The 11,682-nt window shown below is 37.5% G+C and carries 9 protein-coding genes; 6 read left to right on the top strand and 3 right to left on the bottom strand.

Going from position 1 to position 11,682, the window contains the following annotated elements:
- Nucleotides 1-685: 685 nt before the first annotated feature.
- Together ACRD69_RS23565 and ACRD69_RS23560 are read right to left on the bottom strand one after the other, a co-directional pair.
- Nucleotides 686-1,177, bottom strand: coding sequence for a hypothetical protein (locus ACRD69_RS23565; RefSeq protein ID WP_430817609.1), 492 nt, complete (start codon nt 1,175-1,177; stop codon nt 686-688).
- Nucleotides 1,178-1,308: 131 nt separating this feature from the next.
- A complete protein-coding gene (locus ACRD69_RS23560) occupies nt 1,309-1,794 on the bottom strand; it encodes a hypothetical protein (RefSeq protein WP_430817608.1) in 486 nt (161 codons plus the stop codon).
- Between the two features lie 258 nt (nt 1,795-2,052).
- Here ACRD69_RS23560 and ACRD69_RS23555 point away from each other — a divergent pair, with 258 nt between their 5' ends.
- Nucleotides 2,053-3,510: a helix-turn-helix domain-containing protein gene (locus ACRD69_RS23555; RefSeq protein ID WP_430817607.1), complete on the top strand. Its 1,458-nt coding sequence runs from the start codon at nt 2,053-2,055 to the stop codon at nt 3,508-3,510.
- 546 nt (nt 3,511-4,056) lie between these two features.
- On the opposite strand, the gene aqpZ is transcribed toward ACRD69_RS23555, so the two are convergent.
- The gene (gene aqpZ / locus ACRD69_RS23550; RefSeq protein ID WP_430817606.1) at nt 4,057-4,743 is read right to left on the bottom strand and encodes an aquaporin Z; all 687 of its coding nucleotides are present in this window, start codon (nt 4,741-4,743) and stop codon (nt 4,057-4,059) included.
- 227 nt (nt 4,744-4,970) lie between these two features.
- Between aqpZ and ACRD69_RS23545 the strand changes: the two genes are divergently transcribed.
- From ACRD69_RS23545 to ACRD69_RS23525, 5 genes are all read left to right on the top strand, one after another.
- Nucleotides 4,971-6,389, top strand: coding sequence for a carbohydrate porin (locus tag ACRD69_RS23545; protein WP_430817605.1), 1,419 nt, complete (start codon nt 4,971-4,973; stop codon nt 6,387-6,389).
- Between the two features lie 476 nt (nt 6,390-6,865).
- The gene (locus tag ACRD69_RS23540) at nt 6,866-7,243 is read left to right on the top strand and encodes an HU family DNA-binding protein (protein WP_430817604.1); all 378 of its coding nucleotides are present in this window, start codon (nt 6,866-6,868) and stop codon (nt 7,241-7,243) included.
- Between the two features lie 644 nt (nt 7,244-7,887).
- Entirely contained in the window at nt 7,888-10,239 is a 2,352-nt protein-coding gene (locus ACRD69_RS23535) for a PocR ligand-binding domain-containing protein (RefSeq protein ID WP_430817603.1), read from the top strand.
- 73 nt (nt 10,240-10,312) lie between these two features.
- A complete protein-coding gene (locus tag ACRD69_RS23530) occupies nt 10,313-11,020 on the top strand; it encodes a response regulator (protein ID WP_430817602.1) in 708 nt (235 codons plus the stop codon).
- Nucleotides 11,021-11,054: 34 nt separating this feature from the next.
- Nucleotides 11,055-11,396, top strand: a complete 342-nt coding sequence (locus tag ACRD69_RS23525; protein ID WP_430817601.1) for a hypothetical protein — start codon at nt 11,055-11,057, stop codon at nt 11,394-11,396.
- Nucleotides 11,397-11,682: the final 286 nt, after the last annotated feature.

Genomic DNA, 11,682 nt, shown 5'->3' with positions numbered 1-11,682 from the left:
ATTTTTACAATAAAATACGAAGGTTATTTGCTTGCTATGAGCATATTGAACAATAATAACAGTAAAGAGTAGCTTTTTGTAAGGAGGAGAGCTGATTTACATGATGCATAGATCTATACGTTTATAAGACTTCTTTTCGAACACTAAAAGGCAACGCCCAAGAACATATATACAATGACAATCCAGGCTGTAGGTCTGGAACATTTTTGATACGCTTATCCATAAACTATGGGACAATCATTATCACAACTTTATGTCCATCTGACATTTGGCACAAAAGAAAGATACCCTTTTATTATCCAAAGTAGTTCAAAACCAGAAACCATAAATAGATATATAATTAACCCAAAAGAACATCATAAGCATTTATCCTATCAAGAGGAGCTTGAGATGTTTTTTAAGAAGTACAACCTGGAGTATGACGAAAGATTCATATGGGATTAAGTATCGCAGTTATGGCTATTTGTCTGTAAGGCAGGTTTTTGTCGATATAGGTATTCAGTCCTGTGATTTTCTCACATGCCTTGGACGCTCAGCTTTTTTTACCGACAGTTTCGCTAATAATAGCCGGTCGACCTAGTCTCACCGTAGGTAAAGATCATAAGAAACCGACGATGTTTGGACACCGTCGGTATTAATTGTTAGCCAATCAAGGGGGGAGATCAGCTAACGGGGAACCATACAATTAAGGAGTAATTTTAATGTACCCGGGCTTATTGGAACTAATGACAATAAGCACCTCAATGTCGTTCAACGGTGTTATCACAATATCTTCAACACCTTTGGTAAAGTAGTATGAGTCACCAATTTTCGTGGGATAGACCTCTCCACCTTCCACTTCTTTCTGTATTTTATCCTGATAATAGGATACAAATAATTCCACAGGAATATCTATTGTAGCTTCAAGCGTCATTTGATAAACATACATCCCCGGCTTCTTATTGATAAAGCCTGTTGTAGCTTTGTAGCTTAGTGAAGCAGGATAACCCAAAATGGAAGTTGCCTTTTTGTCGTCTTCCCAGCCATCTGCTTTCAGGTCATGGTCCGAAACATCGCTAAACAGCTTTATAGTTTCATACTCGGAAAGCACAGTAGCCGCGTGATGAATAGTTGTTTTACTGCAGGCTAATGTTGTCATTACCATAGTTGCCAGTGTAAGCATTCTTAATAATATCATGGTTTTCATTTTGTAATATTTATTTGTAATTAATGACTTATTACTGATGCTTTTTCATAGATGCTCATGTAGGTTATTGTAGTATACATCTCCGCATGTGGCAGAGACTATTAATTGTCATAAATGCAGGACTAGTTATACATTAAACCATAGGAAGTGTAAAATCCGCTTGTATAAGCTGCCAGGTAGATAATCGCATCCAGCACATACTGTCTGAATTTTTTCTTGCTGTTGAGGTTGATGGTTACAGCACCTACTATCGCGGCTTTCTGAATAAACTTAAAGCCATGGTAGGCATCGGTTGTGGCTACAAAAACATTGGTACTGCCCCAAAAACGTGCTCCCTGTTCAGGGTCATTGTTTTTATACTTGTTGGTCCACGATAAATCAGGGTCCCAAAACTGGTGGTTGGCATTGGGATATTTACCTTCGAATTTATAATAATGGTGTTGCAATAACTCAGCATGACCTTCACCAAAACCCGCCAGGTATAATAAACCCAGTGTTTTCCAGTTTTGCTTTAAATAAGGTTTCACATCCACTTTGCCCTTGTTTTGTCCACTTAATGAAATAGCAATGTAAATGAGTAAACCCATTGTAATGATTACTCTTTTCATACTACTAAAAAATAATTGTTTGACTTTTAAAAATTTCATAGGCAAAACTACGCCTGAATACTAGTAGATTTTTACTCCTTACAGTATATTTGAATACCAATAATTCCACTTTTCACTACTAATTATTAGTATTTGACTATTAATAATTATTAGTCGTTTTAAAAAGGTAGCCCAAATGCGTATTGGTAAGTGGAAGTTTATGAGGTGTTTAGTAAGTGCATTGAGCGCAATGATGTAAAACTTTAACCAAATTTATTAATGCAGTACCTTAAAAGGAATTTTGTAGCTATACTCTCCATTTATATAATAATTGCGGTCACTTTTGCTGCTATTCATATAGTACGGGTAAACAATTATGAAAAGGAAATAGTGCATGTCTATGATAAAGAATCCAAACTATTGAAATGGAAGCTACAAGTGATAGAGGAATCATGCCTGCAAGTACTTACCACAGTTAATGAACTATTGGCTGTAAAGCCCATTGATTCAGAACAGGAAAGAATTGATTTTGAAACCAGGATTTTCTCATCGTTTATAAAAGGTTATGAAGTAATAGAAGAGTTTAAAGGTTTGTCTTCTGATAGTATAGCTCTTAGGGTTGTAAGGCTCAGCGATACAGACTATATGAGACGCGTTTTGATACGTGACAGAAATGAGTTTTACACCGAAAGATTCAACCTGGATAAACAGGGGTTTCCCGTAAACATAGAACGGCTAAAGAACAGTCACATTCAGGAGGAAGATACAAGCTGGTTTACAAATGAACTGTATTACACCAATAAAATTGTTCTTTCCGATTTTTATCGAAGCCACATGTTGGACAGACAGCTTGTTGAAGCTGCCAACTTAAGTGATGATAATTCAGGCCGTCTACTGGCAGTTGATGTTTCACTTGAGTACATTGCGCGATCATTTAAAAAGATCAAGCAGCTCGATAGTTACTTTATTCTAACTGACAGATCAGATAATGTTGTATTACTGGCCTATGGCAAGGGAGAGAATATTAGGATAGGTTCTGATATTGAATTAAACGTTACTCAATCAGAGGTTAGGGAGTTTCTAAATACCACCCTTGAAAGAAAATACTTTCCATCCGAATTCTACTCTTTTGATTTTGACAAGGAGACCTACATGGTCAAATGGGAAGGATTTAAAATTGGTAATCAAACATATCGTTTAGGCTATATGATTAAGCACCAAAAAAGCATGTGGAAATTAGGGCTGTTTATTGTGTTCAATCTCTTGCTTGTGGTGTTTTTATTAGTGAAAATAAGATATGCAAAACACATTGTAGGAGACGATGCGATGGCAGAGGCGGCAAGTACGCGATCTGTTCCGGTTCAGTCAGATGCAGAGGAAGATTATAAGGTCATTTACCAGGCTTTAAGCGAACTGTTTAAGAGCAGGAAAGAGTATTTGGATGTGAATTGTTCGCTGGGGCAGTTAAGCAATGCATTAGCCTGTAACAGAGCTGCCTTAAGTAAAGCGGTTTTAGCAGAAGAAAACAAAACCATTAAGGAATTAATAAATGATTACAGGATAGCTGATGCCGTTGAATTTATGAAAAATGACCAGGAGGCACTGCTATTGTCAATTGACTCAATTGCCGAAAAGTTTGGATATAAATCCAGGGCTTCATTCCATAGAGAATTTAATAAACGAATGAACTTCTCACCGGTTGAATATATCAACCTTAATAACATCAACAAGAAATAATAGAAGTTGTGTCATCGGAATAAAATCGTTTTGTAAGGAGAGTATTTTATGACGTGAGTTCAAAACAGATTGATAAACCATGTGACAGTTTCGAAAGCTATCTTACTCGCGTGGACAATGTCATTAAGTTTTGGCTCTTCAACCTGCATAAAAAACAGAAGTTTTGACACATTAAAACAAGGGGCATCGCCCACGAGTGTTCGAAAAGATTCAAACATTCACATATATAGTGTTTTGCAAGCTGTAAATCAGCTCTCCTCCTGGCAAGGAGGAGTACCTCGACGAAGGAGAGGGGAGGTGGTTTTAAGTCTTTTTAATAAAGTAATTTTCAGTAATATAAGAAGGATGTATAAGTTGTTGCAAAATTGTCTAAAACCACCTCCCGGTTCGTTCCTCACCGTACTCCTCCTCGAAAGGAGGAGAGCTGATTTACATGATGCATAGATATATACGTTTATAAAACTTCATTTCGAACACTAAAAGGCAACGCCCCTTGAATATGATTATAATGTAAATCTCAGCCTGAATTGAAAATAGATGCAGGTTTTACTCTTCTTCAGGAGACAGGTATTTGTATAAAAAGCCGGCAATGATAGCACCAACGATCGGAGCTACCCAGAACAGCCATAACTGACCTGCATAATCGCCACCTGCAAATAATGCCTGACTGGTACTTCGGGCTGGGTTAACAGATGTATTGGTAACCGGAATACTGATAAGGTGTATTAAAGTAAGTCCAAGTCCAATGGCTACTCCTGCAAATCCCTTTGGGGCTTTTGAATGAGTGGCACCAAGTATAATGATCAGGAACATAAATGTCATGGCAATTTCGCAAACTAAGGCTGCTGTCATTCCATATCCGCCAGGCGACAACTCTCCATATCCATTAGCTGCAAAGCCGCCTAATTCAAAACCAGGCTTTCCACTGGCAATCAGGTAAATGATAGAAGCACCAGCCAAAGCACCCAATACCTGTGAAATAATGTAAGGAACAACATCTTTGCCTTCGAAGCGACCACCAGCCCATAATCCAAAGGTAACAGCAGGGTTTAAATGGCATCCTGAAATATGACCAATGGCATAGGCCATGGTAAGCACGGTTAACCCAAAGGCTAAGGATACGCCAGCAAAGCCGATACCCAATTCAGGATAGGCCGCTGCAAAAACCGCGCTACCACAACCTCCCAGAACTAACCAAAGTGTTCCAAAAAATTCAGCAATCAATTTTTTCATCTCATTATAGTTTTAGGTTTATAAATGACTAAGCATGCCAATACAGAGTTGCAGACCCTGATTCGGAAGCATTTTATAATGTTTATGATTGATAATAATTATCAACCAATAAATGTAGTGTGTTATTTTATATAAGTCCAGTTGATTTTTGCATAATATTTTGGTAATGTTACATTTAGTATAACTAATCTAACTCGCCGTAATGGCGTAATTTAAAATCTTGAGCCTTGAAACAAATTATCATTGCTTTACTGTTGTTAAGTAGTTCGGCGTTATCGTATTCACAAATTATGTATCAGAATGTGACCAACAAGAACCTGTCCTTAGGTTCATATGGCAGGATAGGGGTGGATTGGTCATTTGCCGAGGGTGGTGCAGTCGGGCGTCGCCTAAATTTGAGTAACATGGGGAGCATAGGTGGAAGACTGGAAGAACAGGATTACCTGGAACTGGTACCTGCCATTCATTTTAAGCCTGCTTCGGGGTATGATTCTACCATTATCAATGTACAGTTTCGTCTGGCAGCTTATTCGCAAAGTCTGTCGCTGATCGGTAATTCATCAACATCCAGTTTGGGCGGACTTACTTTTGCGCTACCTGAAATATATGCAGAGGCACAAAATATTGCCAACTCAGGTGTTAATATATGGATTGGTGCCCGCTTATACCGTGGTGCCGATGCGCATATTATTGATCACTTCTACTTTAACGATCACTCTGGGCAGGGTTTTGGTGTGGAGTATAAGGATACACGATTCTGTGCGCTTTTTGTTTCTTCTACTGATACAACATCATCGCTGCCTCCGTATTTTTACCTGAACATTGAATCAGGAACACCTTCTGCTGCCCTGAGGCAAAGATTGGTGGCGACAATTGAGCATGATCTTCACTTGTCAGACAAACATATGCTTACCCTTTTGGGAGAATACCATCACATGGGTGATTTAGATGCCAATGCCGATGATGATGAGGTTGATGATCCGGATTACCCTTCGGACTTTGGCTTTGTATTTGGGGCACGCCTGACTTCAAAACTCAAAGGCTATAAGCCAGGAGGCTTTCATAAGTTAGCACTGCGTTATGGCGCGCGTATCGCCAATGGGGGTGACGGTGGTGTGTCGCGCACGTGGTTGACATTTGGGGCACCCGATTTGGATAAGTACGATTTTTCAGGAGCTTATTCAATATCAGTCGTTGATGAGCTATTACTCAATATAAACACAGATCATAGTCTTAGCGCATATGCGGTCTATACTCAAAGTAAGGGAGGAGCAAACACAAAGGGTTTATCAAAAACGTATCACGACCAGGAAGTATATAATTTCAAAAGAGAATTTGCCATAGGTTGCCGCGAAACCTATTACATCAGTGATATATTCCATCTGCTAAGTGAAGCACATTATGCGCACCGAACCGATGGTGAAGAGCCCGGTTATTCAATGTTTAAATTATCCCTGGCGCCAACCATTTCTCCTATTGGAGACAGAAATTATTGGGCGCGCCCGCACTTTAGATTCGTGACTTCGGTGGCTTTCTACAACGATGCAGCCACTGAAGACCAGTATTCACCCTATTTGCAGTTTGTCGGTCAAAAAGACGTAGGCTGGTATTTTGGTTTTAAGGCTGAATGGTTTTTATGGAAGTAATTCATTACCAGTTTTCAAACTAAAACTATAAGCCTCAGATTATTTCATTTACAGCAATAAAGTAGTTGGATTCCAAGTCTATGATATCGCGCACTTTTTTAGTTATTGAAAGTGTTGTAAGACTTTGATATTTAACGCTGTGAAAAATTCACTACTAATTATTAGTACGCAAAATGCGTATGGAAATTACTAATAATCCCACCATAAATTACCAATAATTCCCATATAATATGGGTAAAACTACTACCATTTAACACCAATGAGCCATATATATTTGTCACAGTTTTTTAAGTCAGGTAATTGTAAAAGAGAAGTTTGTCAGTTGAATTGAGTTCATGCCTTTTGCATTAAGAAGGTACTTCCAAATCTAAAAGGACTGAAATGCCCAAATATATTTTAAAGGAGGGCAGGTAAGTTTTTGCAACGTAAATCCATTAAGGCTTATTAGAATAAAAAAGGTTATTAAAAATATGGATATGGTGATAAAATATAGAGTACAACAGAGGGTTAACCCTCAAAACAAAAATGAAAGTAAATATTACGTGAAGCCTGTGCATTTGGGAACTATTAAACGCGCACAGTTAGAACAGGAAATTACAAGTCTTACATCATTAACAAAGAGCGATGTACAGCGTGTTTTATTAGCATTTTCTGATTTGTTATGTAAGTATCTGATGCAGGGCTACTATGTGGAAATTAATAATGTAGGAACATTAAGCCTGCGCACTTGCAGTGAGAGCAGTACCAGTCCCGAAGAGGTGTCGCCCTTCAAAGTAAAGAACATAGGTATCCGTTTCAAGCCTGCAGGCGATCTGAATGAAGAAATACAGACGATAAAATTTGAAAGAATATAAAACGGAAAGGTTTAAAGATTAACACGTTTTACGTGTCAAACATGCAGATATGAACAATTGAACTAATAAGGATTACCACCCTAAACAAGGGCTTCATAAGATTATCATTTCTGTGGAGCCTTTTCTTTTAACGAACGGGTTTATGAATTAATGCAAGCTTCTTACAGGCAGAACGACCATCAACAATAATACCATTTAATGATGGCTAGTATCATCATGAAACCATATTGTCAGGCATAGATGTATTACTTAAAATATTCTTTACCAATGAATTATGAACTCATAAAAGAAGCTGTTTTGGAGAGCTTGCCGGATGATGAAATTTACATTCATTTTCATCCTTTCAGTAAGAAACTATACAAGGCCTGAGGTATATGGTTTGACGGCAATCATTGTTTAAACATAAATTCAATGACAGCTACCTCCCGAATGTACTTAAGTTGCTTATAGAGTGTGTGAAACATTTGTTTTATTACGCAATATGCGTAGAGTGTATACGCATATTGCGTAGAAAAAATACGCAATATGCTACCATAGAAGTAGAAAAACTACCACCAAATTATCGATAAAAGAATATGAATTTTGTATAGGACCATAAGAGGGCTTAAACAGGAGTTATTATTAACACATTTGATTTGCCACAGATGCTAAAATCGATTCTTAACATTAACCATTTACAAAGTTTATTTGAAAGCTTTAATAAGCTGTCGGGAGTACCAATATCTCTGTTGTTGCCTGATGGAGAGGTAATGCTGAACAATAATGGTTCATATATTGGCGCTGGCTGGCAAAGGGCTTGCACCGATTTTCATCGGAAGTGTAATATTTCAAATGCCAATTGCCAGATCAGTGATGCCTACTTATCTCAAAAAATGATCGAGGGAAAGGGTTATGCCATTTACCAATGCCTTAACGGTTTGGTAGATGTTGCTGTGCCTGTGAGGTATAAGGACCAGTTAATAGCCAACTTGTTTACAGGTCAGTTCTTCTTCAAGAAACCATCGTTGGAGTTCTTCAAACAAAATGCCAAAAGGTTTGGCTTTGCAGAAGAAGACTACCTGGAGGCAATTTCAGAAATTGAGGTGTTTTCTAAAGAAAAGGTTGAGACCATCATCAGTTTTCTGAAAGCCATTGCCAATATCATCTGTGGTCAACTGTCAGATAAAGAATCAATAGAACAAAGCAGGAAAAAGGAAAATGTGGCTAATCAACTCACGAATGATGCACTTAAAAGGGAAAGTATCATTTCAAGCACAATCCTGTCAATTGACGATTACGTATACTCTTTAGATGATAAGGACTGTTTTGAAGATTATATAGGTCCCTTTAAAGTGGGGCTTTTTGGAGAAACGATCAATGAGTTAAGGCGCAAACATTACTCGCAAATAGTCGATGATGATCTGCTTGATAAATTCAAAGATGCTCTTGATAAGCACCGCACGCAGGAAGGAGCGGTAGAGTTCATGTTTTCACGGAACAAAGAGGTCTACCATGTCACTATCACTAAACGTCGTCGACAACACGGACTGCCTGATGGTTCAACCATGCTTATAAAGGAAATAACGGAATCAATAGAAACCGTTGAAAAGTTGAAAGTTGTTGTGGAGCAAAGTCCTGTATCTGTCGTTATAACCAATAAGGATGGTAATATAGAATATGCCAACAGGTACTTCTTTAACATTACAGGATACGGACCAGATGAAGTTATTGGACGTTCTCCGGGTATGTTAAAATCGGGACAGGTGGAAGCATCTGTATACCGTGATTTATGGTCAACCATTAAATCGGGGCGTATATGGGAAGGCGAGCTGATAAACAAGAAGAAGGATGGAACTATATTTTATGAAGAAGCAAAAATAAGTCCTGTTTTTATTGATGACCGTATCGAGTTCTTTGTTGGAATTAAGCGTGATATTACGGAAGAGAAAAAGGTAAGGGAATCCTTACTTAACTATAAAAATAACCTCGAATCATTGGTTGTCAGGCGAACAAAACAGCTTATAGAATCAGACTATAAGTACAAAGAGATAGTAGAACACCTGACAGGTGTTATTTGGGAAATAGACCTGAATGGAATGATCAGATATATATCACCTACGGTTTCGAGGTATTCAGACCTAATAGATAAGGATCTGATCGGGAAACCCATTTCCAGTTTGTTTGACAAAGAACTACATTGCAAATTATATGAGCTGATTGGCAATTATTCCGGCACCCCTGCCGAATTTAATGATCTTGAAGTATTTCTAACCAAGGGGGAAACAAAGACATTTTTAAAATCGGCTGGTAAGCCAATATTCGATGACAATATGCTTATTGGTATCAGAGGCATCTCCATTGACTGTACTCAGGAAAAAGAGCGTAACAAGGAGATTATGGAAGCCATATGGAATGCTGAAGAAAAGCAAAAGAGTTTTATATCAATGGAGCTTCATGATTCGGTAGGTGCCAGCTTATCAGCTGCCAGTATTTACCTGAATCTGGTACAAAAACAGAACCTGCATAATGACCTCATAGCTAAAGTTGATCGCATTATCAAAGATACAGCTCAGGAAGTAAGGTCCATTGCCCGGCAGATAAGACCTCCGCAACTTGAACGACTCGGACTCATTGGTGGTCTTAATAACATTAAACAGTTATACGATGATAGTGGTCAAATCAATGTTAATATCTATTCTTCGCTATTTGTTGAAGATTTACCCTCGAAGTTAGAACTGGCTGCCTATAGAATTATAACTGAGTTGATATCCAATTCATTGAAGCATGGCAATGCATCACAGGCAGATATTTATCTGTTTGTTGTCGATAGCAATTTGTTTATCCTGTTTGAAGATAACGGTAATGGTAAAATAGATATAGAAGATACATCATTTGCCAAAGGAATGGGCATAGCAAATATTCATAACAGGGTTAAAGCTTTTGAGGGGATATGTAATTTTTATCCCGTGGAAAATCAAGGTCTTACAGTAGGTATTGAAATGAAAACGGGACCTTAACCACCTAATGCTGATCCGTATTAACTAATAATAGTCTGATCTTTTATGGTATGCATAAATAAATATACTTTCTATGAAAATTGCTATAGTTGATGATCACCCTCTTTTTTCAGAAGGCCTGAAGTTCTTTTTGTTGGATCTCAATATTGTTGAAGAGGTAGTTGTATACAATAGTGGGATTGAGTTTTTGCGCAAAGTAAGCAAGGGAACTCTGCCTGATATTATTTTTATGGATATCCTGATGCCAGGTAAAAGCGGTGTTGATACCAGCAAAGAGTGTAAACAACAATACCCGCAAATAAAGATCATTGCCATTACCTCACTGGTTGATGTAAAGTATATTGAAGATATTATCTATGCAGATGTTAATAGCCTGCTGCTTAAAGATTCAAGTGTGGAAGAAATAGAAACCGCGTTGAAGGCAACAGCAAACGGACATAACTACTTTTCTCCCAAAGTATCTATACTGCTGACTAAGATGAATATGCGTCGCGCATATAATAAAACGAAGCCTGAATCAAAAACGCAGTCAACTTCAAGGTCTAAGAAAGGTGATAAAACGGATAGTGTAATCATTGAGTCTTTTACCGATCGAGAAATGGAGGTGTTCAAATTAATATGTTCGGGTGTATCACGTTCTGATATAGCCAAATACCTGTATATATCTGAAAAAACAGTTGATAAACACAGGGAAAGTCTTATGTCGAAGACAGGAAGCGAAAATTTGGTGCAACTGACATTGTATGGATTAAGAATCGGGATCGTTAAACTAGCCAAATAGGTGAGAAAATAATGTGTATTAATTGATTGATTATATGGAGGCAATAAACATTAGTGGAGAATGGCGCATGTTGGAGAACAATCAAAACTTCCCCCTAAACTATGTCGATGGTGAGTATAGTTATGTGATTCTTTTTCTTCATGAAACAAAGGTAGGGCATAGTCATTATGAAGGTCGAATTAAGGATTCCGAAGGCTGTTTTATCAAATATTACGGATCAGTGTCATTTACTTATCACATAGATGCCAATACATTAACAATAAGGATCAATAATGAAGAAGATTCATTTAGTTATCAGTATTGTGACGATAAACTAACACTTAAAAGTAAAGACCCGATTATAGAAAGCTATGGAATGTTTACCCGTGTCAGATAAGGTTACGGTTAAGTAGCTATTATTCATTAGCCGTTCAATGAAATTCTAAATGAACTACAATTGAAATGGAACAATATGAATAGAGCAACTTATCAGACTCTGTAGTTAGTGACTGAACTCAATCTATTATGAAAAAATCATTTGAATTTTATAATCATGAAAAAGAAAAGATATGTGGTCAAATCCGTTTTCTCCAAAAATGCAGAGTAATGTGCATCGGCATCGTTATTGGAATACTTATAACATTGGTAATTATTTTATTATATGAATAGTATGGAAAATTTTA

This window comes from Carboxylicivirga agarovorans (genome assembly GCF_050589845.1).
GTDB lineage: Bacteria > Bacteroidota > Bacteroidia > Bacteroidales > Marinilabiliaceae > Carboxylicivirga > Carboxylicivirga agarovorans.
This window is presented reverse-complemented; position numbering and strand designations above follow the sequence as displayed.

Coding starts and splice junctions, on each gene's coding strand:
- ACRD69_RS23535 (WP_430817603.1), top strand. CDS start 7,888: ATGCTAAAATCGATTCTTAACATTAACCATTTACAAAGTTTATTTGAA.
- ACRD69_RS23555 (WP_430817607.1), top strand. CDS start 2,053: ATGCAGTACCTTAAAAGGAATTTTGTAGCTATACTCTCCATTTATATA.
- ACRD69_RS23530 (WP_430817602.1), top strand. CDS start 10,313: ATGAAAATTGCTATAGTTGATGATCACCCTCTTTTTTCAGAAGGCCTG.
- ACRD69_RS23560 (WP_430817608.1), bottom strand. CDS start 1,794: ATGAAAAGAGTAATCATTACAATGGGTTTACTCATTTACATTGCTATT.
- ACRD69_RS23565 (WP_430817609.1), bottom strand. CDS start 1,177: ATGATATTATTAAGAATGCTTACACTGGCAACTATGGTAATGACAACA.
- ACRD69_RS23540 (WP_430817604.1), top strand. CDS start 6,866: ATGGTGATAAAATATAGAGTACAACAGAGGGTTAACCCTCAAAACAAA.
- aqpZ (WP_430817606.1), bottom strand. CDS start 4,743: ATGAAAAAATTGATTGCTGAATTTTTTGGAACACTTTGGTTAGTTCTG.
- ACRD69_RS23525 (WP_430817601.1), top strand. CDS start 11,055: ATGGAGGCAATAAACATTAGTGGAGAATGGCGCATGTTGGAGAACAAT.